The organism is Actinomyces sp. oral taxon 175 str. F0384 (assembly GCF_000223355.1).
Lineage (GTDB): Bacteria > Actinomycetota > Actinomycetes > Actinomycetales > Actinomycetaceae > Actinomyces > Actinomyces oris.
This window is the reverse complement of the sequence record NZ_AFUR01000001.1, coordinates 541,265-566,564: the sequence shown is the minus strand read 5'-3', so window position 1 is coordinate 566,564 and position 25,300 is coordinate 541,265. Positions and strand designations below refer to the sequence as shown.

The following is a 25,300-nucleotide window of genomic DNA, read 5'->3' as shown; positions in this document are numbered from 1 at the left end:
CATCACTGTAGCGGGCCACGACAACCAACCTCCACCACAAACAGAAGTAGACTCTAAAAACATCCCCAATGGAACCGAATTCTATGGAGAAGTAACCGAGCAAGTAACCGAAGGAGGATCTTCGGATTCTGGTGGGCCTCCGTCTCAGGAGCACCCGGCGGTGACGGCCTCGGACCCGTCGATGTGGGATCAGCAGCCCCACCACGAGTGCTCAGCTAAAGACAAGAGAAACGAGACGCAAGACTACGCGTGCCGCTTGTGGGGCAGAGAACGCTCCGATAAGCCTGCCGAGCCCGCCGGCGGTGGTGGTCCTCGTACGATCACGATCACCACCCGCCAGGCCGCCACGTTGATTGCTCAGGGGTCGGGGATCACCCGTCAGCCCCCGGGACCCAAGGTCATCATCTCCAAGGCCTTCATCGTCTACACCAACCCCGCCGTGCGCTACCAGACCACCACCATCCTGGGCACCTCCATCGAGGTGGAGTTCACCCCGGTCTCCTACACCTGGGGCTGGGGAGACGGCACCACCACAACCACCACCGACCCCGGCGCCCCCTACCCCCACCAGACCGTCACCCACCACTACCAGCACACCGCCACCGGCATCACCACCACCCTGACCACCACCTGGACCACGAGGTTCCGCCCCGCCGGCGAGAGCCAGTGGCGACCCATCGAGGGCACCATCACCACCACCGAGACCTCCACCCCCTACGACCTCGTCCGCGTCATCACCTACCTCACCGACGACGCAGAAGAAGCCCAAGGCCACTAACCCCCACACCCCAGCACACGGCAGCACCTCAGACCACCAGCTCGGCCGGCGAACGGTGTCACAAACGGCGACTTTTAAGAACACGCTTGGCCGATGACCGTCGCGCTCCGGAGAATATGCGCTGGTCAGAGACACACAGGCTCGGGCACGGCAACCGATCAACGCCCCAAAAGTCGCCAATCGTGACACCAGGGCCCTATAGCGCATCGTCGAGACCGCCCACTTAGCCCACCCCTAAGCCCCAGTCCCCAACACACGGTCACACCTTAAACCGCCAGTTCATCACTTCGCCCCACAACGCGTAGGTTAACCTACGAACTCGCCAGCCGGAGACAGGCGTCGCGGCCACGTGACATAGGACGTCACATGACGAATCACAGCCCTCCCCTTAGCTATCCAACAGAGAGCAAACGCGCCCAACACCCTTACTCGACGGGATCTCCCGGCGGAGCTTAGGGTGCGTTGAGTAGAAACTCAGCAGCCGACGAAACTGCACGTAACTCATCGGCAGCCCCGAGATCGGAAGATAGTAGCGCCTTCCGCGCGAGTCCTTGATCACGACACACTCTTGGAGGTTGACAACTCCCCGCCCCTCCACCTGAGGTTTCATAGACCAGTCGACGAACGCCCTGTACTGACTATATGGAGAAATAAGTAGCCCTTCGGGAGTCAGCCTCCATGCAGCACTTCCAGGAGCCGATCGAGGCACCCCATTAATGGCCAATAAGACAAAGAACACTGCGGCTGCACCGATAAGCAGTCCATCGGAGTATGGTCGGCGAGGAACGTCGACATACTGACCAACACATATTGCAAGTAAGGCACCCAGGAAAAGCCCGACAAGACAAGCCCATTCACATACTGCCGGCGTTGACGACGGAACGAATTCAACCCCCTCAGTCGACAGCCTAGCCCACTGCCGGTGAGGCCTATCAACATCTTCCAATACAGAACCCTTCACAACATTCTGCGCCAGAAATATAACGCAAAACGTCAAGAACACGACGAGAATAGACCATAGAGAGCAGTACCACAGAAATAGTGAGTAAACCACAGAGAGAACACTGCCGTAGAAAAAAAGGCTAACCTCGCGAGCCCGAGCCCGGTCTCCGCGCTCACAGTCGACAATCTGATCAAACATCACATACATAATATTGACCGCACCACCTTGGCAACACGTAGACCAGAACCTACACCTTCGATCATTGATCGAATTTCGAGCAACTCACCTGCGATCAAGATCATGCGGCACCCAAGAATAGAGCCTCCTCCACCCGCTCCAAAGGAGTCAGCAACATGACGTCGCGTTCAGTTCTCATACAGCAATGCTATCGAGATCACTGACAAAACACTGCAATTCTGAACAGGCGGTCCGTGAACCGAGTCACCTGTATCCAATGCGCCGGCGCGGTGTCGTTGCGGCTCACCTCCCACTGAAACTGGTGCAGGCGAGACAGTGCCCGGTGCACGGTTCTCTCGATGTTTTCAGACCTGCCACGTAGCCTGACATCATGACGACTCTTGAGATGCTCATTGACGTCCTGTCCCGATCCCGCGAGCGCTTCGACCGCGCCTTCGAGGGCGTCACGCTCGAGCAGGCCAACACCCGCCCCACCCCGGACCTGGCACCCCGCATCGACTCCCTGACCTGGCTGGCCTGGCACACGGCCCGCGAGCTCGACATCCAGATCGCACCCCTGACGGGCGTCGAACCCGTCTGGGTCACCGGCGGCCACCGCGAGCGCTTCGCCCTGCCCCTGCCCGACGACACCGAGGACTGGCACCACACGCCCGAGCAGGCCGCCCAGGTCGTCGTCACCGACCTCGATCTCCTCTTCTCCTACCTCGACGACGCCTACGCCCTGGCCACCACCTACCTGCGCTCCCTTACCCCGGAGGGGCTCGACGACATCGTCGACGAGTCCTGGGACCCGCCCGTCACTCGGGCTGTCCGCCTGGCCTCAGTCATTGACGACGCCGCTCAGCACTCCGGCCAGGCCGTCTACACCCGGCGCCTCCTGGGCCTGCCCGGCTAGGCGCGCAACCCACCCCGCACCACACGTTCGCCCCGACCTGGCGGTTCAGGTCGGGGCGAACGGCTCCCACATGACAAGAGTCTGCTGGTGCCCGCGTGGGCCGGTGGTGCGGGAGGATCAGGCGGCGGGCTCCACCGCCTCGCCGCGGCGCAGCACGGTGGCGGGCCGCAGCTCCGCGTCGGTGACGACGACGTCGGCCCACAGGCCCGCCTGCAGGGCGCCCACGGAGGAGTCGCCGAGGATCTGGGCGCCCTGGACGCTGGCGGCGTAGACGGCGTCGACCAGGTCGACTCCCCCCTGCCAGGTGGTGCGCACGACGTCGATGAGGTGGGCGGTCCCCCCGGCGATCGCGCCGCCCTCGGTGAGGCGGGCGACGCCGTCGGCCACGGTGACCGGCTGGGAGCCGAGCACGTAGTCGCCGTCGGCCATGCCGGCCGCCGCCATGGCGTCGGTGACCAGGACGACGTTGTCGCGCCCCAGGGTCTCGAACATGTCCAGGACGATGGCGGGGCTGAGGTGCACGCCGTCGCCGATCATCTCCAGGACGCACTCGCCGCGCTGGGCGGCCGCCAGGAACTCGGGCACGGGCCCGGGCGTGCGGTGGTGCATGGGGCGCATGCCGTTGAACAGGTGGGTGGCGGTCGAGCGCGGGGCACGGACCGGCTTGCCGGCCTCGAGGCGCTCGGCGATGCGGGCGGCGGCGTCGGCCAGGGCGGCGCGCACGGGGGCGGCCTCGGAGTCGGTGTGCCCGAAGGAGGGCAGCGCCCCGCCCTCGATGAGGGCTGCGTTGACGCCGTCGTCGCCGGTGATGCCGGGCTTCTCCGGGGCGATCGTCATGGTGACGACGTGCCCGCCGCCGAGCTCGATGAGCTCACGGGTCAGGTCGGCGTCGGGGTCGATGATGTAGGTGGGGTCCTGGGCGCCGCAGCGCTCCACCGAGACGAAGGGTCCCTCGAAGTGGATGCCGGCGAGCTCGCCGTCCTCGCACAGCCCCGCCAGGACCCGGGTGCGTGCGCGCAGGACCTCGGGGGCGGCCGTCACGCAGGAGGCCACGAGCGAGGTGGTGCCGAAGCGGCGGTGCTCGAGCACGGAGACCATGGCCTGCTCGGCGGTCTCGGCGTTGGGGAAGGACTCACCGCCGCCGCCGTGGCAGTGGACGTCCACCAGGCCCGGCAGGAGGTAGCCGCCCTCGGGTGCGGCCTGAGCCTGCTCGACGGCGTCTGCGAAGCCGGCCCGGGCGGCCTGGTCAGCGGGCCCGACCCACGCGATATGGGCTCCGGACAGGACGACCGCCCCGTCGTCGATGATGTGGTCGGGGGTGACGACGCGTCCCCGCAGTGCGCGGACCTGCATGGCTTCGTTGCTCATGAGTCGGATTCTGTCACCACTTCAGACATCAGACAACCTCCTTCGGGGCGTCTCCTCCCCCACACTGCGCGGGTGGTTTCGGCTCCGCTCTGCTCGCCCGGCCAGGCGCTGCTCCATGCGGGACACGGCCCGGTTGACGTCGCGCTCCACGCGGGCCGACGGTGCCGCCCCGCCCTTCCACAGCAGGCCCTCACCGACCGGCCGCACGGCGACGAGTCGGCCACGGTCCACCAGGATCGGGCGGAACATGCCATTGCTAGCCGGGCAGATGAGGCGCTCACCGTCCTCATCGGTGAGGCAGGAGCGGTCCTTGTAGCCCACGTGCAGCTCGTCGAAGGAGCCCAGGAAGTGGGTGGCCTGCGCGGCGCCGCGGTGGGCGGACAGCAGGTCGGGCAGGTCGGCGCGCATGTAGAGCAGGCCGGTCTTCCGGGCCGACTCGCCGGGGCCGAGCGGGCGCAGGCTTCCGCGGGCCCCGCCCTCGGCGACCGCGCGCACGAGCGGGACACGGGGCCCGGCCGGCTCACCGGCAGCATCAACCGCGGCTGGGGCCTGCTCCTCCCCCAGTTCGACGGCGTCCTCCAGGGCGCGGGCGGCCTGCGTCTTGGGCAGTGTGGTCCAGCGGGCCAGGTCCTCGGCGCTGACCGGGCCGTGGCTGGCCGCGTAGCGGTAGGCGATGTGCGCGCAGGCGGCGCGGTGACCGGTCCCGCCGTGGGCGACGTCGGCCCCTGCGGGCCCGGAGTCGGCATCGGGCAGGTCGCGTGTGTCCATGACGAGGTGCTCGTTGCCGGACCGCGGCCCCTGGACAAGGATCCCCTCGCGCTGGAGGCGCACCAGGAGGTGGCGGCGCCGGTAGGCCGAGACGTCCTCGCCACGGAAGGCCTCCATGAGGCCCGCCTCCTGCCAGGCCGCCAGCAGCACCGAGCGCCTCAGCGGGCCCTGATCGTCGATGAGGCCCAGGGCCACCTCGGCGGCGCGCTCGCACAGGGCAGTATCGACGCCGTAGTCGGCCTCGCTGTTCCGCACCCAGGCGTCGGTGCGGTGCATGAGGGCGGCCCGCAGCCAGTGGTGGTCGGCGGCGGTGGTGATGTGGACGGTGCCGCGCATGGGCCAGGAGCGCACCAGGTCGCCTCGCGCGAAGGCGGCCTCAATGTCGGCCGGGGTGGCGGCCGGGGCGCGCACGAGCAGGGCGTGCGGGACGGCGGAGACCTGCTGGCCCTGGATGGCGAGCTGGCGGGACACTGCCGCGACGACGTCGGGCGCGGCAGTGGCCGGGACGAGGCCCTGGGAGATGATGCGGGCCAGGCTCACCTCGGTCGGCAGCGGCGCGGAGGAGGTGCGGGCGGCGGGCACGGCTGACTCCTTAGAACAGGCGGGAGCTCGGGTCGTCCATGCCGCGCATGGCGTCGTAGTCGAGGGTGACGCAGCGGATACCGCGGTCCTCGGCCAGGACGCGGGCCTGGGGCTTGATGGTCTGGGCGGCGAAAACGCCCTGGACGGGGGTCAGCAGCGGGTCGCGGTCGAGGAGCTCGAGGTAGCGGGTGAGCTGCTCGACGCCGTCGATCCCGCCGACGCGCTTGATCTCCACGGCCACGGAGCGGCCCTCGGCGTCCTTGGCCATGATGTCGACCGGGCCGATGGCGGTGGGGAACTCGCGGCGCACCAGGCGGTAGCCGGCACCCAGGACCTCGATCTGCTCGGCCAGGAGCTCCTGGAGGTGGGCCTCGACGCCGTCCTTGGTGAGCCCGGGGTCCACGCCCAGCTCGTGGCTGACGTCGGAGATGGTCTCGAAAAGGCGGATGACAAGGCGGTCATCGGTCTTGGTGGCGCTGACCTCCCAGACCTCGCGCACGCCGTCGGCGGCGGCCTCCTCGTCCGGCTCGGTGACCGCGAGGCGGGCCGGGGCGCTCATCCAGTTCAGGGGCTTGTAGGAGCCGCCGTCGGAGTGGATGAGGACCGAGCCGTCGGCCTTGAGCATGAGCACGCGGGTGGCCCGGGGCAGGTGGGCGTCCAGGCGGCCGGAGTAGTCGACGGAGCAGGAGGCGATAACGAGGCGCACCCGTCCACCCTAGCGGGGCGGGCCCGGCCTCGGCGCGACACCGGGGCCGGCGGGCCTGAGCATCGTGTCACCCGGGGTGCTCCCCTCCACTGTCCATGCACGGCGCCCGCACCGGATCGGACGTCGTGTCTCAGGCGTGCCCCGGGGCCTGGGGACGCAGGGCCAGGCGATGGCGGCACCCTGCCCCGCCGTCGAGAACGTACTTCGTGATCGAGGACTGCGTTCTCCTCCAGATGACTGGGAGGCGACCCCAGTGGCCTGGAGGAAAACGCAGTCCTGGGCTGGAAGGTACGTCGCCGATCCGGCCAGGAGGCTGCATCCCCGCCCCGGCGAATCCGGCCGCCAGGCTCACCGGCCAGCCGCAGCCGCCAGGCTCAGTAGCGAGCCGCATCGCCGAGCCCCGGCGTCGGGTCTCAGAAGAGCCTGGGCTGCTCGGGGGCGGCGGACTCCACCCAGGCGATCAGCGCCGAGTGGGACTCCTCCATCATGGCCAGGTCGAAGCCCTCGGGGCTGCGGGTGGCGTCCACGCAGTGCACCTCGACGACGCGCCCCTGCTCCCGGCGGCGCCGTGCCTCGGAGAGCTCCAGGTTCAAGCGGCTCCATGAGCGCGACGGCCTGGTGGAGAAGGACACGAGGCGATACCACTCCAGGGAGTCGAGCCGGAAGGAGGCCACCCCACTCAGCCAGCGCTGCGCCCCGCGTGGACGCAGGGCGCACTCGAAGGAGCCGACCTGCCCGGCCAGGTAGCGCAGACGCAGCAGGAACCCGCCTGCCAGCAGCACGAGGACGGTGACGGCAATCGCCACGACCATCCACACGTGCTGCCCCATGACTCAGGCCTCCGTACCCTGCTTCACGTGGTCGGCGGCGATCGTGATGACGTCGTGGTCCACGGAGCAGAAGCCGCCGGACACCTCGATGCTGCACATCTCGCCGTCGATGGGACTCAGTCGCACCGGACCGGCCCCCAGGACCGCCACGAGGGGCTGACGACCCGGCAGGATCCCCATCTCCCCGTTGATCAGGGGCACGGAGACCTGCGTCGCCTCACCGGTCCAGGCCTCGCCCGCCGGCGAGACCACCTCAACATGTAAGGCCATGTCCCCCTCCTTTCCTGCGCCCGGTTCTACCCGGATCCTAACGACTCAGGCGTTGAGCTCGGCGGCGCGACGCTCGAGGTCCTCGATGCCACCGATGTTGAAGAAGGCCTGCTCCGGCAGGTGGTCGTAGTCACCCTCGCAGATGCGGCGGAAGGCCTCGATGGTCTCCGACAGCGGCACGGTGGAGCCGGCCACGCCCGTGAACTTCTCCGCCATGTAGGTGTTCTGGGACAGGAACTGCTCGATGCGGCGGGCGCGGGCCACCGTCACCTTGTCCTCCTCGCCGAGCTCGTCGACACCGAGGATCGCGATGATGTCCTGAAGCTCCTTGTTCTTCTGGAGGATGGACTTCACGCGGGTGGCGACGTCGTAGTGCTCCTGGCCCACGTAGCCGGGGGCCAGCAGGCGCGAGGTGGAGGTCAGCGGGTCCACGGCCGGGTAGATGCCTCGCGAGGCGATCTCACGGCTGAGCTCGGTGGTGGCGTCCAGGTGGGCGAAGGTCGTCGCCGGCGCCGGGTCGGTGTAGTCGTCGGCGGGCACGTAGATCGCCTGCAGGGAGGTGATGGAGTGGCCGCCGGCGGAGGTGATGCGCTCCTGGAGCTGGCCCATCTCGTCGGCCAGGTTGGGCTGGTAGCCCACGGCCGAGGGCATGCGGCCCAGCAGCGTGGAGACCTCGGAGCCGGCCTGGGTGAAGCGGAAGATGTTGTCGATGAACAGCAGCACGTCCTGGTGCTGGACGTCGCGGAAGTACTCGGCCATCGTCAGGGCGGACAGGGCCACGCGCAGACGCGTGCCCGGCGGCTCGTCCATCTGGCCGAAGACCAGGGCGGTCTTGTCGAACACGCCGGCCTCGTCCATCTCGACGATGAGGTCGTTGCCCTCACGGGTGCGCTCCCCCACGCCGGCGAACACGGAGACACCGCCGTGGTTCTGGGCCACGCGCTGGATCATCTCCTGGATGAGGACGGTCTTGCCCACGCCGGCGCCGCCGAACAGGCCGATCTTGCCGCCCTGCACGTAGGGGGTGAGCAGGTCGATGACCTTGATGCCGGTCTCGAACATCTGCTCCTTGGACTCGAGCTGGTCGAAGGCCGGGGGCTGGCGGTGGATGGGCCAGCGCTCGGTGATCTCCAGCTGCTCGCCGGGGCCGAGGTTGAGGACGTCGCCGGTGACGTTGAAGACGTGGCCCTTGGTCACGTCCCCCACGGGCACGGAGATCGGCGCTCCGGTGTCGCGCACCTGCGTGCCGCGCACGAGGCCGTCGGTGGGCTTGAGGGAGATCGTGCGCACGATGTTGTCACCCAGGTGCTGGGCGACCTCCAGGGTGATCTCGTGGGGCTCCTCGCCGGCGCTGGTGGCCTGGACGGTCACCTTGAGGGCGTTGTACATCGCCGGGATCGCATCAGGCGGGAACTCGACGTCGACGACGGCGCCGATGATGCGGGTGATGCGTCCCGTCCCGGGGGTGGTGGTGTCAGCCATGTGCGTTCTTCCGTATCTTCCAGAGCTGAGAGGGGTCCTGCTCGGTGAGGTGAGTCTGTGTGGGGTTCTCGACGACGTCGGGGCTGCCCGGCCTATTCGGACCCCAGGGCGTCGGCACCCGAGACGATCTCCGTGATCTCCTGGGTGATGTCGCCCTGGCGGGCCGCGTTGGCCAGGCGGGTGTAGGTGATGATGAGGTCCTCGGCGTTGTCCGTGGCCGTGTGCATGGCCTGCTGGCGGCTGGCCAGCTCGGAGGCGGCCGACTGCAGCAGGGCGTTGCGGATGCGCGAGCCCATGTAGCGGGTCAGCAGGGCGTCGAGCACATCGGAGGGCCCGGGCTCGAACTCGTAGAGCGGCATGGAGCTGCCGTGCTTGGCCGCCAGCTCCTTCTCCAGGGCCTCGTTGCCGGCGTCGTCGAGCTCGCCGGCCCCTTCGACGTCGACGACCTTGAGCGGCAGCATGCGACGTACCTCGGGGACCTGGGAGACCATCGAGACGTAGCGGGTGAAGACGATGTGGACCTCGGCGACGCCGCCGGCCTCGGCCGGCTGGAGGAAGTAGTCCAGCAGGGTGGTGGCCACCTCCTCGATGGCCTCGTCGCTGGGGCGGTCCGACTGCCCGGTCCAGGAGAACTCGATCGGCGTGCCCCGGAAGCTGAAGTAGCTCTGGGCGCGCCGGCCGAAGGTGAAGATCACCGGCTCCTTGCCGTCCTTGACCAGCTCCTCGATGAGGCGGCCGGTCTCGCGCAGGATGGTGGCCGAGTAGGCACCGGCCATGCCGCGGTCGGAGGTGACCACGAGGATCGCCACGCGCTTGGTGTCGGTGCGCTCCTGAGTGATGGGGTGCTCGAAGCGGGAGTAGGTTCCCAGCGCGGCCACCGCCTGGCTCAGGGCGTGATCGTAGGGCGAGGCCTCCTGCGCGTTGCGGCGCGCCTGCCCGATCCGGGACGAGGCGATGAGCTCCATCGCCCGGAACACCTTCTGGAGGGTCTGGGTCGATCGAATGCGCTGCTTGTAGACGCGCTGGTTTCCTGCCACGTCAGCCCCTCTTGACCACGAGCTGCTCGGTGGTCCTCTCGGCGGCGGGCTCCTCCTCGGGCTCGGCGACCTGGGCGCCCAGCATCTGCTCACCGGAGGCGAAGGTGCGTCGGAAGGCCTCGACGGCCTTGACCAGGGCCTCCTCGGTCTCGTCGGTGAGCTGGCCGGTGGACTCGATGGTGTCGAGGATATCGGTGTTGCGCCGCAGGTGGTCCAGGAAGGCGGCCTCGAAGGGCAGGACGTCGGAGACGTCGATGTCGTCGAGGTAGCCCTTGGTGCCCGCCCAGACGCTGGCGACCTGCTCGGCCACCGGGTAGGGCGTGTACTGGGGCTGCTTGAGCAGCTCCATGAGGCGCTCGCCGCGCGTGAGCTGGGCGCGGGTGGCGGCGTCCAGGTCGGAGGCGAACATGGCGAAGGCCTGCATAGAACGGTACTGCGCCAGCGTGATCTTGAGGGTTCCGGCGACCTTCTTCATGGCCTTGACCTGGGCTGCGCCGCCCACGCGGGACACGGAGATGCCGACGTCGACGGCGGGGCGCTGGTCGGCGTTGAACAGGTCGGACTGGAGGAAGATCTGCCCGTCGGTGATGGAGATGACGTTGGTGGGGATGTAGGCCGAGACGTCGTTGGCCTTGGTCTCGATGATCGGCAGCCCGGTCATGGAGCCCGCCCCCAGCTCGTCGGAGAGCTTGGAGCAGCGCTCCAGCAGGCGCGAGTGGAGGTAGAAGACGTCACCGGGGTAGGCCTCGCGGCCCGGCGGACGGCGCAGCAGCAGGGAGACGGCGCGGTAGGCCTCGGCCTGCTTGGACAGGTCGTCGAAGACGATGAGGACGTGCTTGCCCTGGTACATCCAGTGCTGGCCGATGGCCGAGCCCGTGTAGGGCGACAGGTACTTGAAGCCGGCAGGGTCGGAGGCCGGGGAGGCCACGATGGTGGTGTACTCCAGGGCGCCGCGCTCCTCCAGGGTGGCGCGCACGGCGGCGATGGTGGAGCCCTTCTGGCCGGTGGCCACGTAGATGCAACGCACCTGCTTGTTCGGGTCGCCGGACTCCCAGGCCTCCTTCTGGTTGAGGATCGTGTCCAGGGCGATGGCGGTCTTGCCGGTCTGGCGGTCGCCGATGATGAGCTGGCGCTGGCCGCGGCCGATCGGGATCATCGAGTCGATGGCCTTGAGTCCGGTCTGGAGGGGCTCGTGGACGGACTTGCGGGCCATGACGCCGGGGGCCTGGAGCTCCAGGGCGCGGCGTCCCTCGGCCTCGATCTCGCCCAGGCCGTCGATGGGCCGGCCCAGCGGGTCGACGACGCGGCCCAGGTAGGCGTCACCCACGGGCACGGAGAGGACCTCGCCGGTGCGGCGCACGACCTGGCCCTCGTCGATGCCGTCGAAGGAGCCCAGGACGACGACGCCGATCCGGCGCTCCTCGAGGTTCATGGCCAGGCCGGCGGTGCCGTCCTCGAAGGTGAGCAGCTCGTTGGCCATGACGCCGGGCAGGCCCTCGACGTGCGCGATGCCGTCAGCGGCGAAGACGACGTGCCCGACCTCCTCGGCCGCGACCTCGGCGGGCTTGTAGGACTCGGCGAACTCGTTCAGGGCCGAGCGGATCTCCTCGGGCCTGATGGTCAGCTCTGCCATCTCGTCTCCTTGCTGGTTGCGTTCTGGGGGCCGGCGGCGCTGGGCGTGAGCGACGACGGCGCGGGGTGGGGTGGTGAAGTTGTGGGTCGGCGTGCGATGAGCGGGCTAGCCCGCCAGCCGGGTGCGCAGCTCGGCGACGGCGCTGCGCACGGTGCGGTCCATGACGTAGTTCCGTGTCGAGATGCGGGCGCCGCCGATGACCGTGGGGTCGACCTCGCAGTTGAGGTCGATCCTGGTGCCCAGGCGGCGCTCCAGGATGGTGCGCAGGCGCTCCTCCTGGGCCGAGGTCATGGGGATGGCGGTGACGACGTCGACGATGGTGCGTTGACGCATCTCGGCGGCCAACTCGACGACGCGGCGCAGGTTGCGCAACGGCCCGCCCTCGGCGTGGTGCCGCACGCACCAGTCCACCAGGCTCATGGCGGGGGCGCTGATGTGGGGCGCGAAGACGGCCTCGGCCAAGCGGACCCGGGCCTCGGTGCCGGTGCGGCGTGAGGGGGTCAGGGCCTCGCGCAGCTCGCGGTTGTCGGCGATCTGCTCGTGGACCTCGAAGAGCTGCTGCTCGATCTCCTCCGCCGAGCCGCCCGCGTGGGCGCCGGCGAGGATCGCCTCAATGCCCAGGTCGTGGAGGGCGGAGACCAGGTCGACTGCCTTGGACCAGCGGCCACGGACCATGGCGCTGAGCAGGTCGACGACGCGCTCGTCCACGGTGCCGGTGAAGAGCCTGCGGGCCAGGGCCACCTTGTCCTCGGGCTCGCGGCCCGGGTCGGTCAGCGGAGCGGGCAGCGAGTGGACGGCGACCTGGTGAGCCAGGGCGAGGATCTGGCGACCCAGCTCCTGGCCCTCGACGCCCGCAGCCGTGAGCACCGGGCTCCAGGCCTGGCTCACGGTCTCACGGGTGGCGGCAGTTCCTGTTCTCACCGCGTCGCCTCCGCAGAGGAGGCGACGGCGTCGAGGCCCTCGACCGGCTCCATGGTCTCGAGCTCGTCGAGGAAGCGGTCGATGACCCGCTCAGACAGGGCGGTGTCGCTCAGCTGCTCACCGACGATGCGCTCGGCCAGGGTGGAGGCGAGCATGCCGACGTCGGTGCGCAGCGAGATCTGCGCGGCCTGCTTCTCAGCCAGGATCTGGCGCTGAGCACCCTCGACAATGCCTGCGGCCTCGGCCTGGGCGTCGGTGCGGGCCTTGGCGACGATCTCCTTGGCCTCGCTCTGGGCGTTGTCACGGATGCGGGCGGCCTCTCGGCGGGCATCGTCCACGAGCCGGGCGGCGCGCTTCTCGGCGTCGGCCTGGTCCTGCTTCGCCTTGTCGGCCAGGTCGAGGCCCTCCTGGATGCGCTGGGCGCGCTCGTCCAGGACGGCGTAGAGCCGGGGCAGGGCGTAGCGGCCCACCACCAGGAGGATGAGCAGGAGGACGATCGCCGCCCAGAAGATCTCATGGGCGTGGGGCAGGATGAAGGCCGTGCCTCCGCTCTGCCCGCCCTCGTTGGCCAGGGGAAGCATCACTTGACAACGAACGGGATAACGAAGCCGATGAGGGCCAGGGCCTCGACCATGCCCGCACCGATGATCATGTTGGTGAACAGGCGCCCGGCCACCTCGGGCTGGCGGGCCGTACCCTCCTGGGTCTTGCCAACCATGATGCCGATGCCGATGCCCGGGCCGAGCGTGGCCAGGCCGTAGCCGACGTATGCGAGAGCAGCGGAGGTCATATGTGGTTCCTTCTTTCTGGCGCCGGATGGCGCAGGTGGGAGCGGTGGAAAGAGGCTTGGGCGACGCGCCGCGGCGTCTAGTGGGCCTCGATGGAGAGCTTGATGTAGACGGCACTGAGGATGGTGAAGATGTAGGCCTGCAGGACCGCGACGAAAATCTCGAACAGGGTCATCACGATCATGGACGCGCCGGTCAGGAGGCTGATCGTTGAGGATGCCTGGAGGTGCAGGAGCAGGCTGGTGGTGCCGAAGAAGGTCATGCCGAGCAGCATGTGCCCGGAGACCATGTTGCACAGCAGACGCAGGGTGAGCGTCACCGGCCGCACAATGAAGTTCGAGAGGAACTCGATGGGGGTGATGAGCAGGTACATCACCTTGGGCAGGCCCGGCGGCATGAGCTGGGAGGCGAGGAAGTGCCCGACCCCCTGTTCCCTGATGCCCGCCCCGATGAAGGTGATGTAGGTCAGGGCCGCGAACACCATGGGCACGGCGACCACCGAGGAGGCGGCGATGTTGAGGCCGGGGATGACGCCGGCGAGGTTCATGGCGAGCACGCCCAGGAAGAGGGTTCCCAGCAGCGGGGCGAAGCGGCGGCCGTTCTTGTTGCCCAGAAGCGTGAAGGCCACATTGCTGCGCACGAAGTCGGCGATGATCTCCAGCAGGGCCTGGCCGCGCCCAGGGACGATCTTGATCCGGCTGGCGACCACGCCCACCGTCAGGCACAGGGCAACCCCCATAACGACGCGGACGAGAGTGAGCCGGTTGAACTCCAGGAGAGTCCCCTCACCGAAGATCGCCCCGGGGAAGAAGTCCTCAGCACCGGGCTGCTCAAGCTTGTGGCCCCCCGTGACGGTGAAGGTGGGCACCGCGGTCTTCGCAATCACCGCAACCAGGACGATCAGGAGCACCCAGTACCACAGCGGCTTGACGAACGGCTTGGCGTCAGCCGTCCGCGGCACGGCGACGTCGTCGGCTGCCGTGCCGTTCTCGGTGACGGTGTTGGTGGACAGAAGATCCTCCCAATGTCTCTCACGTTTCGAGGCCTGCCCGACAGGCCTGCTGATCACGGGCCATGCTAGCGCCTCACAGGTGTCTCACGAAGCAAACCAGACGCCCTATCGTGACCCACTCCAGTCACGACGTCTTGAGTCCGCCCCCGCCCTCCGGTCAGGGATGGTCCGCCGAGTCATCCTTCTTCGGCTCCACCGCAAGGATTCGCGCCTGCGCCAGCACGGTCGCCTCGGCGAACATGCCCACCAGGATCGCCACAATGAGTGAGACCCCAATCACTCTCGTGTCGCATCCCAGGGCTCGTCCTCCCAGGAGCCCCACCGCCAGGAGCGCGATCTTCCCCAGATACCCGGCAGCCACCCAGGCCACCACGCTCCCCGTATCGGAGTGGACCATGCGGTCCAGGAACCACCAGCTCGCGGCCAGGAGCAGCGTCGTCGTCCCCACCGCCGCCAGCAGGGTGCCCCACGGCTGGGTCACGGCGCCGCGGGCTCCGCCGATGAGGCACCACAGGACCTCACCGGCCACCATGACCACGGCGGCCACCATGAGAATCCGACGCAGCCGGTCTGAGGCCTCATGCAGTGCGCGGGCGTTCGTGGGGGTCGTCTCGCTCACTGACGTGTCCTTTCAGAGGGTCCGGGTGGTGCCGACAGGGCGATGCCCTGCGGCGCCTGCCCCTCGGCCGGGCGCGTCACCTCACCGGTTCCCGAGACGTTGCGGGAGATGATGATCCGCTGCTCCTGGCGGTCCTGGCGACGGCGCAGCGCCGAGCGCAGGCCGTGGCGCACCCCGGGCATGAGGTCAACGGTGACGACGAAGGCGAACAGCACCGCGAGGGCGAGCCCCGCCAGCACCCAGGGCAGGGGGAAGAAGGCCATGGCGGCCACGGGGAAGGAGGCGACCGCCGCCCACAGGTACATGACCAGCACCGCGCGGCGGTGGGAGTGCCCGGCCGCCAGGAGCCGGTGGTGCATGTGCATGCGGTCGGGGTGGGTGGGGCTCAGCCCCTTCCGGGTGCGGCGCACGATCGCCATGATCATGTCGGTCAGTGGCAGCAGGAGGACCGCCAATGGCAGGAGGATCGGCATGAAGGCGGGCAGGGCGCGCGAGCCGTCGAAGCTGCCGGGGTCGATCTGCCCGGTGACGATGATGGTGGAGGCGGCTGAGACCAGTCCCAGCTGCATCGCCCCGGAGTCGCCCATGAAGATGGTGGCGGGGTTGAAGTTGTGGGGCAGGAAGCCCACGCACACGCCGATGAGCGCGGCCACGATGGTGGCGGCCAGGGAGCTGTAGGAGCCCGGGCTCGTGGCGCGGGTCAGGACATAGGTGTACAGGAAGAAGGCGGTCGAGCCGATCCCGATGATGCCGGCCGCCAGCCCGTCGAGCCCGTCGACGAAGTTGACGGCGTTGATGGCGGCCACCACGACGATGACGGTGGAGATGAGGGACAGGCGCGAGGAGCCGATCGTCAGCCCGGCCACGGGGAAGGTGAGGAGCTGGACGCCCTGCCAGGCCATGACGCCGGCGGCCAGGATCTGGCCGGCGAGCTTGGTCATCCAGTCCAGCTCCCACAGGTCGTCGACGACGCCGAGCAGGCACACCAGTCCCGCCCCCAGGACCACCGCCCAGGCGCTGGAGTCGATGACGTCGGAGAGGTAGGGGATCGTGGAGGCCACGGAGATCGCCGAGAACAGGCCGAAGAACATGGCCACGCCGCCCAGGCGCGGGATGGGCGTGGAGTGGACGTCACGGGCCCGCACGGGGGTCAGCGCGTTACCCACCAGGGCGATGTGCCGGATGATCGGCACGGCCACGTAAGTGGTCGCCGCAGCAATGGCCATGACCAGGAGGTAGACCTTCACGCGCCCACCTCCGTCCTGCCGCGCCCCGCGCCTGCCGTCCCTTCGGACAGGGCGACGCCGGCCACTCGTTCCAGGTCCGCGAGCGCCAGGACCCCCTGGCGCAGGATCCGGGGGGCGCGGGCGTGCTCCCCGGCGAGGGTGATGATGGTGGAGGGAACCGGTCTCGGTGTGGCTCCGCCGTCGAGCAGCAGAATGTCCTCACGCCGGACGGCGCCGGCGGCTTCACCATCCGGCGCGAGCTCATCGACGCTCCGGACCCGTCCGGGGAAGGCGGCCCGGGCGGAGGCGGCGTCGGTGGCGGGCGGGGCGCCGGTGGGGTTGGCGGAGGTGACGGCCAGCGGGCCGCTGCGGCGCAGGAGGCTCAGGGCGAGCTCGTGGGCGGGCATGCGCACGGCGAGGGTGCCGCCGGTCTCCCCCAGGTCCCAGGTCAGGGCCGCATCGGCCTCCAGGATGAGGGTGAGCGCCCCCGGCCAGAAGGCCTCCATGAGGGCCCGGGCGGCCTCCGGCACCTGGGCGACGATCCCGGTCAGGTCGGCGGGGTCGGACACGAGGACCGGCGGGGGCATCTGGCGTCCGCGCCCCTTGGCGGCCAACAGCCGCTCGACGGCCCCGGCGTCGGCGGCGTTGCACCCGATGCCGTAGACAGTGTCCGTGGGCAGGATGACGAGCCCGCCTGCGCGCAGGTGCTCGCAGGCCGGTTGGAGGGGGTCGGGGTGGGGATGAGCGGTGCTCGCGGAGGGCTGCGGGGGGTGGCTCACGTCCCGCATCCTGCCACGGATCGGGTCGGTGGCGGGACAGTGCGGAGGTGTGGGCCCGGACGCGATGCCGGACCGTCACCTGAGCGGGTCTCCCCTCACCGGAGTACCCCCCCGGTCCGCTTCCGGGATGAGCCCGGGACGACGTCGGGCCCTACACGATGCGGCGGGCCACGGCCCAGCGGGTGAGCTCGTTGCGGTTGGACAGCTGGAGCTTGCGCAGGACCGCGGAGACGTGGGTCTCGACGGTCTTGACCGAGATGAACAGCTCGGAGGCGCACTCCTTGTAGGTGTAGCCGCGGGCGATGAGTCGCATGACCTCCCGCTCGCGCGCCGAGAGGCGGTCGAGCTCGGTGTCGGCCACGGCCACCTCGCCCGCTCCGGCACCGAAAGCGTCCAAGACGAATCCGGCCAGGCGCGGGGAGAAGGCGGCGTCTCCGGCGGCCACGCGTCGCACGGCCTGGGCCAGGTCCTCGGTGGAGATCGCCTTGGTGACGTAACCGCGGGCGCCGGCCCGGATGACGCCGACGACGTCGTCGCTGGCGTCCGAGACGCTCAGGGCCAGGAAGCGCGTCTCGGGGACGTCGTGGCAGGAGGCGACAACCTCGGCCCCTCCCCCGCCGTTGCCGCCGGGCAGGTGGACGTCGAGCAGAACGACGTCGGGCCGCAGGGCGTGGACGGCGGCGATGGCGCCCTCGACGTCGTCGGCCTCGGCGATGATGTCCAGGTCGGGGGCGTGGGCGGTCAGCTCGGAGCGCACCCCGGAGCGGACCAGGGCGTGGTCGTCGACGACCAGGACCCGCAGGGACGTGCTCGCATCGGCGGGCTGGTGGTGGTCTGTGGTGGTACCGGGGGGCGTGTCAGCCATGAGGGTCTTCCTGGTGGTGACGTGGGGTGATCGAGGAGCGAGGGGCCGAGTGCGGCCCAAGGAGACAAAGCAACGATAGACGGCTCAGTGGGCGCGCACGGGGAGAGTCAGCGCCACCTCGGTGCCGGTGGACATGCGGCGCACCCGGGCGCTGCCGCCGTGGCGCTCCATGCGGGCGATGATGGACTGGCGCACGCCGTGGCGGTCCTCGGCGATGGCGTCGAGGTCGAAGCCGGGGCCGTGATCGCGCACGAACACCTCCAGCCCCTCCTCTCCGGCCTCGACGTAGAGGGAGACCGGCGGGGCGCCGTGGCGCACCGCGTTGGACAGGGCCTCGCGGGCGGCGGCGACGATGACCTCGGTGTCGCGGTCGGGGGCCCGGTCGCCGACGCACACGGCGTCGACGGCCACGCCGTAACGGTCCTCGATCTCACCGGCCAGGTCGGTGAAGGCGTCGACCACGGAGGTGCCCGGTGCGGGGCGGTCGGTGTAGAGCCAGGCGCGCAGCTCGCGCTCCTGGGAGCGGGCCAGGCGGGCCACCGTCTCGGGCTCGTCGGCGCGCTTGCGGATGAGGGTGAGGGTCTGGAGGACGGAGTCGTGCAGGTGGGCGGCGATGTCAGCGCGCTCGGACTCACGGATCTCGGCGGCACGGGTGTCGGCCAGGGCCCGGTTGGTCCGCAGCCACAGGGGTGCCAGGACCACGCCGATGCCCACCACGAGCGCCCCTCCGGTGAGGAGCCCGGAGATGAGCTTGTAGGGGGTGCTGTCGGCGGCCACCCACACCAGGATGCCGACGACGGCCAGGCACACCCCGCCCGCCACCCGCAGGACAGCGCTCAGGTTGCGGTCGGGGCCGACCAGGTTGTCCATCTGCGACCAGGCCAGGGCCGCTCCGGCGATGACGACGATGATGACTCCCACCGCACCGATCCGGTCCAGCAGCCCGAAGCGCCAGGAGGCCAGGAACAGGGCAGCCAGGAGGAGTGCGCCGCCGTCGAGGACCGTCTGCGACAGGCCCAGGGGGGCGCCGCCGTCGGCCCGAGACTCTGCGGTACCTCTCCCACTCCTGAGGCGAGCCGCCAGGCGAGCACGGGAGACCACCGAGGCGGGCACCTCTCCTGCCGGCCCGTTCTCCCCGGGGAGGGTCGCCCACAGCAGGGCGTAGAGCAGGGCTCCCGCGCCGCCGCCGAGGGCGAGGACGACCATGAGCGCGCGGATGTATCGCACGGGGATGCCCAGGTGGAGCCCCAGTCCCGCGCAGACGCCGGCGATGCGGGCGGGGCGGCGCATACGGGCGGCCTCGACGGACAGGTCGGCCGGCGCCGGCCCCAGCTGGTGGGGCAGGCGGCGCAGAGGCGGGCGTCGCCGCAGCTGGCGCGGGGGGGCGTCCAGGAGTACGCGGGCCCGCCGGCGGTCGGCGAGGGCTGCGTACCCCGCTGCTGAGCTGTCGTCATGGCACCATCGTGGCACGTCAGGGTCGCCGACCCGAGGGTCCCCCGGGGGATTGGGGGGACAATCCGGGATCATTCAGGGGTTCCCCTGATCGTGCCGCAGGCCACGGACGCGAAGAATTGTTGACATGAACGACAAGCCCACTTCCCCGTCTGACGGTGGTTCCCCCACCGGTTCCGATTCCTCTGACTCCTCCGCATCCTTCCCCTCTTCCAACACACAGGGTGCCGACGGCGCCCAGCGCGATTCCCGGCAGGGACCGCAGTACGGACCGCAGCCGGGTCCCGCGCCCTCCTTCCAGCAGTACGGCGGCCCCCAGCCCGGGCCTCAGGGCGGATCGACTCACCGCTTCTTCGACTCCCTGCGCGGCTCGGGCCTCATGCGCACCAACGAGCGCTGGATCGCGGGCGTGGCCGGGGGCGTGGCCCACCGCTTCGACCTGGATCCCACCCTGGTGCGTTGCGTGTGGGTGGTGCTCTCGCTCTTCGCCGGTGTCGGGCTGGTCCTCTACGGCCTGGCCTGGGCCCTCCTGCCCGAGGAGTCCGATGGGCGCATCCACCTGGAGGAGGCCCTCTCCGGCCGTTTCAACGCGGGCCTGGCGGGCGCCATCGGGATGACGATCATCGGCATGTCGACATTCGGCAGCGGTTTCATCCCCAACTGGTACGTCCATGAGGCGGGCACCGCGGGTATCGCCGCCGCCCTGTGGCCCCTGTTCTGGTTGGGGCTGATCGTCCTGGCCATCGTCTTCCTCATCCGCAGTGCCCAGAACCGGAGCGCGAACCGGAAGGCCGCTCGAGGCCCTCGGGGACCCCAGCCCTGGCAGACCTACCCTGCCGGCACCGCGCAGGCACCGGGGAACCGCCCCGGCAGCCAGGCCGGCCCTGCCGGTCCGGCGGGTCAGGCCGGGGGCTTCACCCCGGCGGAGGGCTCCGCATCGGCCTGGGACTCCTCAACGCCCGGCTCCGGCGCCCCGGCCTTCAACCAGCCGGCCGGCGGCCAGAGCTGGCAGAGCCGCTCCTACCGGCAGTACCCGTCCTACCAGCAGCCGCCCGTGCCGGTCCGCCCGGCCCGCCCGCGCCGCCCCGGCCCCGGTTCCTCGCTGTCGCTGGCGGTCCTGGGCCTGGGACTCCTGACCGCGGCGGGCGTCTGGTACGCCACGGTGACCCACCACCTGGGTCTGCTCCAGGGTCAGTTCATCCTCATCGGCATCCTGGTCGCCCTCCTGGGAGCGGGCATCGTCGTCAGTGGCCTGCGTCGTCGGCACGGAGGCTGGATGACGGTGCTGGGCTGGCCGGTCCTGTTCGTCGTCGCGATCCCCGCTCTGGCCACCGCCTCGATCGTCCCCACGAGCCTGTCCCGCATGTCCTTCGAGAGCCTCAGGAACGCAACCACCGCCACCTCGAGCACGGTGACCTGGCAGGAGCTGACGGCGTCGGCCAGCGGTGGCAGCGTCACCCGCAGCAAGGACATCGGTGACCTCACCCTGGATCTGCGCGGCATGCCCGCCGAGGAGGCCGGCAAGCTCTCCACCATCACCGCCCACCTCGACGTCGGCACCCTGCGCATCAAGACCGACACCGACCAGCGGGTGGAGGTCAGGGCCGACGTCGACATGGGGGCGATCGACTCACAGGTCGCCCGGGCCTGGACCGTCGACGGTCGGCAGATGGATCAGGACGACGAGGGCCCACGCACCTATGACGCGACTGGCAAGACCATCCCCGCTTACAGCAGCTCCAGCGGCGGCCTGAACATCAAACGCACTCTGGCCTCCCCCAACAGTGACAACCAGCGGCCGCGGATCACCATCAACGCCTCAGTGGACACCGGGACGATCAACATCGAGGAGCGCAGCAACACCGTCTCCTGGTACGGCAACGTCGAGGAGCCCGTGTGGATCGTCAGCATGTGGTTCGACGAGAAGGGCGACGCCCACGGCGACGACCTGCCGGTTCCGGGCATGAACCACCAGGCCATCACAGCCAAGGACGCTGAGACCTGCATCCGCACGGCCCACGAGAGCGTGGACGAGGACGACCGCAGCGAGGACGTCGGGTGGAGCAACCTGTCCGACCTGACCTCCAAGGAGCGCGCCTCCTACGACTCCTGCGTGCAAAGGGCCCTGTCCGGGCAGGGCTCCACGCAGCCCAGTGCGAGCCCAAGCCCCTCCGGATCGGCAACCCCGACACCGTCCCCGGCTCCCACCAAGCAGTCCGCCACGGCCAGCCCGACAGCCGGCTGATCGCGCCCGCGAGCCGGACTCAGCCACCAGAACTCTTCCCCGGGCACGTCCCGGGCCCACCCAAGGAGACCCTCATGAGCAGCACCTCTTCCACGATGTCGCCCGACGACGTCGGCAGCACCAGCACCGAGGCGACCGGCGAGGACGCCACCAGGCCCTTCCCGGCCGCCGGAGACACCCAGCCCCTGACCTCACCGGTGACTCAGCCCGCGGCTGAGCCAGCAGGTGAGCCGGAGACTCAGCCGGTCACCATGCCACTGCCCGCCTCTCAGGACGCCGGCGCGGAGACGGCCTCCACGGGCTCGGCTCCTGCGTCCTCGGCGTCGAGCCCGGTGTGGAGCGCGGGGACGGTCACTGAGCAGGACCGCCCGCAGGCGCCCCAGGACATCAAGGGCTCCACTCTCCTGTGGGGGGCCTTCCTGCTCCTCGTGGGTGGACTGCTCATCGCGGCGGGTCTGGGGCTGCGCTTCGACTTCACGACGACGGCCATCGCCTGCCTGGCGGGTCTGGGGGGCCTGCTCGTCGTCGCCGCCCTCATCCCCAAGAAGCGCCGCAGCAGCAAAGCCTGATCCGCCCGATTCACCCTGCATCCGCACCATCGAGCCGCGAGGACGCACCTCAGGGCCCGCCGACTGCACCTCCACGGTGCGGCCGCGAACCCCACCGTGCGTCCTCGCGGCGTACTATTCAAAGAGAACTCACCGGAACCGAGAACCTCCACCACTGCGACGGATAATGAGGGACATCGATGGTTGAGACAGCATTCTCCGTACTCATGAGCCTGATTCTGAGCGTGACCGGCATCCTGCTCGTGGTGCTGGGACGCCGGATGGCGAAGCGCAGACTCCCACCGAGCTCGTGGGCGGGAGTGCGCTACGAGATCGCACTGCGCTCGGAGGAGAACTGGTACACGATGCAGGCCCGGTGCGCAGCGGCGACCATCGGAGTGGGTGTGGTCCTCCTCGACTCGGCTGTCCTCTTCGCCATTCAGGCGGTACTGCCCGAGAGGATCTCGATCCTGGTCCCCATGGCCATCATGCTGATTCAGACGGTTGCCGGAATCGCATTCGTTCACGTGCAGGCCCGCCGGTGCGCCGCGGAGCTGACGTAGAGCGCATAGGTCGGCTCCCCCACGCAGCGACTTTGGTGAGGGAGCCGGTCGGGGTTGGTCGGAGTCCGGGGCGAGGGCTCAGCCCTGGTAGACGATCTTGGCCTTGACGTCGTCGACGGCCTCCTCGCCCAGGTAGTGGCGCACGATCTCCAGGCCGAAGTCGATGGCAGTGCCCATGCCGCGGGAGGTGATGACGGGGCCGTCCGTCACGACGGCGGCCTGGCTGACCTGGGCGCCGTGTTCGGCGAGCACGCCCACGAAGCCGGGGTTCGACGTCGCCTGGCGGCCCTCGAGCAGGCCCAGCTCAGCCAGGATCGAGGGTGCGGCGCAGATCGCGGCCACGGGCCGGCCGGTGCGCACCCGCTCGGTGACCGCGGCCATGAGGGGCTCGACGGCCTTGAGGTTGGGGGTGCCGGGGATGCCGCCGGGCAGGACGAGCATGTCGTAGTCGTCCAGGTTCGCCTCGGCCAGGGTGAGGTCGCAGGTGACGACGATGTTGTGGGAGGAGACGACAGCCCGCTCGGGAGTCACGGAGATCATCGTCGTGGGGATACCGGCGCGGAAGAGGATGTCCACGGTCGCCAGTGCCTCGACCTCCTCCAGCCCGGGGGCGATGAAGACGGCGACGGCCTTGTCGGTCCTCTGATCGGTGGGCGCGTGGAAAGCGGGCATGTCTCCTCCAGGAAGGTCGGCTCAGGTCAGTGCGGCTGGCACCATCACCCTACGCGCCCGTGACGCCAGGCGTGAAGGACACCGCAGCTCCCCAGCCCTTCGGGCGATCCTCAGCGCTGGCGCAGGAGGTGCTGCTCGGCACTGTCCAGGATCGGCCGGGCAGCCTCCGGCGCGTAGACGCTCAGGCCGCCGTCGGACACGGGCAGCTCGACGTTGCCGTCGTCACCGATGGTGACCGGCTCGTGCCCGCCCAGGACACAGATCCACTGCTCGCCGGCGTGCCGCGCCCCGACGTGGAGGCGCTTGGTGGCGGCCCTGCGGTCGGACAGAACAACGGCGAGCCCGGAGCCGGGGTGGGCATCGTCGCCCTCTCGGGCGAAGCCGACGACGTCGGGGTCGTCGAGGGCGTCGTGCTGGGGGCCGTGGGCCAGGGCGCGTCGCATGGTCATGAGCAGCGGCAGCTCGGTGACGGCCGGAAGGTCGCCGGTCTCAGGCGTGCCGAACAGGTCGCCCCAGAAGACGCAGGGGGTTCCGGCCTCGCGTAGCAGGATGAGGGCGTAGGCCGAGGGCTTGAACCAGGGCTCGATGGTGGAGGCCAGGGACTGGCCCGGTTGGGTGTCGTGGTTCTCCACGAAGGTGACGGCGCGCGCGGGGTCGGCGGCCACGAGGGTGCCCTCGAAGAGCCGGGTCAGGTCGACGTCGCCATTGGAGGTGGAGGCGGCGTGCAGGTGGAAGTGGAGGGGGACGTCGAACAGGCTCATGAACGGCACGGCCTCCAGGTAGCCCTCCAGCTCGGCGACGTCGCGGGACCAGTACTCGCCCACGGCCGGCAGGGCGCGGCCGGTGGCGCGGCGCAGCTCGGGCAGCCAGCGGGCGAAGAAGTCGGCACCGACGTGCTTGAGGGCGTCCAGGCGCAGACCGTCGACGCCGGTGGTCTCCACGTACCAGCGCCCCCAGCGATCCATCTCGGCGCTGACGGCGGGGTCGATGACGTGGACATCGGAACCCATGAGGTAGTCGTAGTTGCCGAGCTCGTCATTGACGTTCTCGTTCCACTGCTTTCCCTCGAAGAGCCAGACGCCCTGCTGGCGGCGGGCCTCATCCCAGTCGGTGCCGTGGAAGCAGGTCCAGTCCCAGGTGAAGTCCGAGTAGGCGCCGGCGCGCCCCGGGAAGGTGTAGCGGGTCCAGGCGGTGATCTCCTCGGTCTCACCAATGGTGCACGTGCGGTCGTGGGGATCGACGGACGTGGCGCGCACGACCTCGGTGGCGTCCCCGCCCATGCGGTGGTTGAGGACGATGTCCGCCACGACGCTGATGCCGGCCGCGTGCAGGGCCTCGATGGCGGCGAGGTAGTCCTCCTTGGTGCCGTACTTGGTGGGGACGGTGCCCTTCTGGTCGAACTCGCCCAGGTCGTAGGTGTCGTAGACGCCGTAGCCGACGTCCTCCACTCCGGCCTGGCCCTTGTAGGCGGGCGGCAGCCACACCGAGCTCACCCCGCAGTCGGCCAGGAGGGCGGCGTTGTCCGCCAGGAGGCGCCAGTGGGTGGAGTCGGCGGGAAGGTCCCAGGCGAAGGCCTGGAGCAGGAGGGGGTTGACGACGTCGTCCGGGTTGGCGGGGCTGGGCTGGGCGTGGTTCTCGGTCACGGTTCCGATGCTGCCAGTCCTCCCCCTCGGCCGGGGACATTTCTGTGCGGACGGGGACCTTCGACGCCGTCGGGGACCGGATTCCTGTCCCCCGACGCGCGACATGTCCCCGGCCGGGAGAAAATGCACCCCCACGCGCAGGATGTCCCCGGCCGAAGGAAGAATGCGATGTGGACAGTGCGGATGGGCGGCCTCATAATGGTGGGGAGCCACCCGGGTGCTAGCCGGGTGACTCCCCTCGCAAGGGAACGGCCTAGCCGATCCACGTGCTGAGGGCATCCACAAGGACACCGACGGCCCGGATCAGGCGAGCGACAGCGTTGAGTACTTCGCTCACCTTCCGGGCCGTTACCTTGCCCCTGCGGACTTCTGCGCGTCGCCCTCTCGGCTTGGACACGGCCCTCACCTCCTCCCGACTCCTTCCTCCCCGGCAAGGACATGAGTGTTCCGGGAGAAGATGCCAAGGGAGGCATCACC

The 25,300-nt window shown here is 69.6% G+C and carries 24 protein-coding genes; 5 read left to right on the top strand and 19 right to left on the bottom strand.

Annotation, left to right across the window (positions count from 1 at the left end; translation table 11 throughout):
• The first annotated feature begins 256 nt into the window (after positions 1-256).
• Both HMPREF9058_RS02325 and HMPREF9058_RS02320 read left to right on the top strand, forming a co-directional pair.
• Entirely contained in the window at positions 257-778 is a 522-nt protein-coding gene (locus HMPREF9058_RS02325) for a zinc transporter (protein WP_254654085.1), read from the top strand.
• A 1,511-nt stretch (positions 779-2,289) separates the two neighbouring features.
• Complete coding sequence (locus HMPREF9058_RS02320; protein ID WP_009405583.1) at positions 2,290-2,814, top strand: DUF664 domain-containing protein; 525 nt, start codon at positions 2,290-2,292, stop codon at positions 2,812-2,814.
• Between the two features lie 117 nt (positions 2,815-2,931).
• Here HMPREF9058_RS02320 and HMPREF9058_RS02315 read toward each other — a convergent pair whose 3' ends face one another.
• The 17 genes from HMPREF9058_RS02315 to HMPREF9058_RS02235 form a co-directional block, all read right to left on the bottom strand.
• Complete coding sequence (locus HMPREF9058_RS02315) at positions 2,932-4,167, bottom strand: N-acetylglucosamine-6-phosphate deacetylase (RefSeq protein ID WP_009406169.1); 1,236 nt, start codon at positions 4,165-4,167, stop codon at positions 2,932-2,934.
• A 36-nt stretch (positions 4,168-4,203) separates the two neighbouring features.
• Positions 4,204-5,532: a crosslink repair DNA glycosylase YcaQ family protein gene (locus HMPREF9058_RS02310; protein ID WP_009747589.1), complete on the bottom strand. Its 1,329-nt coding sequence runs from the start codon at positions 5,530-5,532 to the stop codon at positions 4,204-4,206.
• Between the two features lie 10 nt (positions 5,533-5,542).
• Positions 5,543-6,238, bottom strand: a complete 696-nt coding sequence (nucS, locus tag HMPREF9058_RS02305; RefSeq protein ID WP_009405946.1) for an endonuclease NucS — start codon at positions 6,236-6,238, stop codon at positions 5,543-5,545.
• A gap of 413 nt (positions 6,239-6,651) precedes the next feature.
• A complete protein-coding gene (locus tag HMPREF9058_RS02300) occupies positions 6,652-7,068 on the bottom strand; it encodes a DUF2550 family protein (protein WP_009406496.1) in 417 nt (138 codons plus the stop codon).
• Positions 7,069-7,071: 3 nt separating this feature from the next.
• Positions 7,072-7,338: a F0F1 ATP synthase subunit epsilon gene (locus HMPREF9058_RS02295; protein ID WP_009405570.1), complete on the bottom strand. Its 267-nt coding sequence runs from the start codon at positions 7,336-7,338 to the stop codon at positions 7,072-7,074.
• A gap of 45 nt (positions 7,339-7,383) precedes the next feature.
• Positions 7,384-8,820: a F0F1 ATP synthase subunit beta gene (gene atpD, locus HMPREF9058_RS02290; RefSeq protein WP_009406285.1), complete on the bottom strand. Its 1,437-nt coding sequence runs from the start codon at positions 8,818-8,820 to the stop codon at positions 7,384-7,386.
• Positions 8,821-8,912: 92 nt separating this feature from the next.
• On the bottom strand, positions 8,913-9,857 hold the full coding sequence (locus HMPREF9058_RS02285) for a F0F1 ATP synthase subunit gamma (RefSeq protein WP_009747558.1): 945 nt from the start codon (positions 9,855-9,857) through the stop codon (positions 8,913-8,915).
• Between the two features lies 1 nt (position 9,858).
• Positions 9,859-11,490 carry a F0F1 ATP synthase subunit alpha gene (gene atpA, locus HMPREF9058_RS02280; RefSeq protein WP_009406263.1) on the bottom strand — a complete coding sequence of 544 codons (1,632 nt, stop codon included), beginning with the start codon at positions 11,488-11,490 and terminating at the stop codon, positions 9,859-9,861.
• 105 nt (positions 11,491-11,595) lie between these two features.
• Positions 11,596-12,411, bottom strand: coding sequence for a F0F1 ATP synthase subunit delta (locus HMPREF9058_RS02275; RefSeq protein ID WP_009747260.1), 816 nt, complete (start codon positions 12,409-12,411; stop codon positions 11,596-11,598).
• Positions 12,408-12,992, bottom strand: a complete 585-nt coding sequence (locus HMPREF9058_RS02270; RefSeq protein WP_009405854.1) for a F0F1 ATP synthase subunit B — start codon at positions 12,990-12,992, stop codon at positions 12,408-12,410. Before HMPREF9058_RS02270 ends, HMPREF9058_RS02275 begins: the two co-directional genes overlap by 4 nt.
• Complete coding sequence (gene atpE / locus HMPREF9058_RS02265; RefSeq protein ID WP_009395854.1) at positions 12,992-13,201, bottom strand: ATP synthase F0 subunit C; 210 nt, start codon at positions 13,199-13,201, stop codon at positions 12,992-12,994. The genes HMPREF9058_RS02270 and atpE overlap by 1 nt, the downstream gene beginning before the upstream one ends.
• 77 nt (positions 13,202-13,278) lie before the next feature.
• Positions 13,279-14,268 carry a F0F1 ATP synthase subunit A gene (gene atpB, locus HMPREF9058_RS02260; RefSeq protein WP_009747361.1) on the bottom strand — a complete coding sequence of 330 codons (990 nt, stop codon included), beginning with the start codon at positions 14,266-14,268 and terminating at the stop codon, positions 13,279-13,281.
• A 100-nt stretch (positions 14,269-14,368) separates the two neighbouring features.
• Positions 14,369-14,830, bottom strand: coding sequence for a hypothetical protein (locus tag HMPREF9058_RS02255; RefSeq protein ID WP_009405627.1), 462 nt, complete (start codon positions 14,828-14,830; stop codon positions 14,369-14,371).
• On the bottom strand, positions 14,827-16,077 hold the full coding sequence (locus HMPREF9058_RS02250) for an MraY family glycosyltransferase (RefSeq protein WP_009747637.1): 1,251 nt from the start codon (positions 16,075-16,077) through the stop codon (positions 14,827-14,829). Before HMPREF9058_RS02250 ends, HMPREF9058_RS02255 begins: the two co-directional genes overlap by 4 nt.
• Positions 16,074-16,844, bottom strand: coding sequence for an L-threonylcarbamoyladenylate synthase (locus HMPREF9058_RS02245; protein WP_043537582.1), 771 nt, complete (start codon positions 16,842-16,844; stop codon positions 16,074-16,076). The genes HMPREF9058_RS02250 and HMPREF9058_RS02245 overlap by 4 nt, the downstream gene beginning before the upstream one ends.
• Positions 16,845-16,986: 142 nt before the next feature.
• Positions 16,987-17,700 (bottom strand): response regulator transcription factor, encoded by a 714-nt coding sequence (locus tag HMPREF9058_RS02240; RefSeq protein ID WP_009406424.1) that lies wholly within the window; start codon positions 17,698-17,700, stop codon positions 16,987-16,989.
• Positions 17,701-17,784: 84 nt separating this feature from the next.
• The gene (locus tag HMPREF9058_RS02235) at positions 17,785-19,170 is read right to left on the bottom strand and encodes an ATP-binding protein (protein WP_254654036.1); all 1,386 of its coding nucleotides are present in this window, start codon (positions 19,168-19,170) and stop codon (positions 17,785-17,787) included.
• Between the two features lie 109 nt (positions 19,171-19,279).
• Between HMPREF9058_RS02235 and HMPREF9058_RS02230 the strand changes: the two genes are divergently transcribed.
• The 3 genes from HMPREF9058_RS02230 to HMPREF9058_RS02220 all read left to right on the top strand — a co-directional run bounded on the left by HMPREF9058_RS02230 (position 19,280) and on the right by HMPREF9058_RS02220 (position 22,508).
• Positions 19,280-21,397 carry a PspC domain-containing protein gene (locus HMPREF9058_RS02230; protein WP_009747245.1) on the top strand — a complete coding sequence of 706 codons (2,118 nt, stop codon included), beginning with the start codon at positions 19,280-19,282 and terminating at the stop codon, positions 21,395-21,397.
• A 74-nt stretch (positions 21,398-21,471) separates the two neighbouring features.
• Entirely contained in the window at positions 21,472-21,966 is a 495-nt protein-coding gene (locus tag HMPREF9058_RS02225; protein ID WP_009747381.1) for a hypothetical protein, read from the top strand.
• 179 nt (positions 21,967-22,145) lie between these two features.
• Positions 22,146-22,508 (top strand): SdpI family protein, encoded by a 363-nt coding sequence (locus tag HMPREF9058_RS02220; protein WP_009747249.1) that lies wholly within the window; start codon positions 22,146-22,148, stop codon positions 22,506-22,508.
• Positions 22,509-22,586: 78 nt separating this feature from the next.
• Here HMPREF9058_RS02220 and HMPREF9058_RS02215 read toward each other — a convergent pair whose 3' ends face one another.
• Both HMPREF9058_RS02215 and HMPREF9058_RS02210 read right to left on the bottom strand, forming a co-directional pair.
• Entirely contained in the window at positions 22,587-23,180 is a 594-nt protein-coding gene (locus HMPREF9058_RS02215; protein ID WP_009405610.1) for a DJ-1 family glyoxalase III, read from the bottom strand.
• 110 nt (positions 23,181-23,290) lie between these two features.
• The gene (locus HMPREF9058_RS02210; RefSeq protein WP_009406272.1) at positions 23,291-24,823 is read right to left on the bottom strand and encodes an alpha-amylase; all 1,533 of its coding nucleotides are present in this window, start codon (positions 24,821-24,823) and stop codon (positions 23,291-23,293) included.
• Positions 24,824-25,300: the final 477 nt, after the last annotated feature.